The sequence below is a fragment of the Advenella sp. genome, from assembly GCF_052108595.1.
Taxonomy (GTDB): Bacteria; Pseudomonadota; Gammaproteobacteria; order Burkholderiales; family Burkholderiaceae_B; genus Advenella.
The window spans coordinates 27,822-28,041 of sequence record NZ_JBQEAU010000052.1 but is presented as its reverse complement, the minus strand read 5'-3'; positions in this window follow the sequence as shown (position 1 = coordinate 28,041).

Here is a 220-nt window from a genome sequence, read left to right as displayed (position 1 = left end):
AGTCGATCACCTGGCGCCAGTACGCCGCGCTCTATCTGCTCGGCAATGTGTTTTGCCAAGTCAGCCGACAGGGAAGGCTTGCCCGGTGGCGCGCTTGTCGTGTCAGTGGCGGTTGCGTTGATTGTGGCGTGTGGGTCAGTCATTTGAGGGCACATATTTCGGGTGATGGCATGGTTGAGTCGACTCTGGCGTGATGGCTTGGTTTGCTTGAGTCATGACA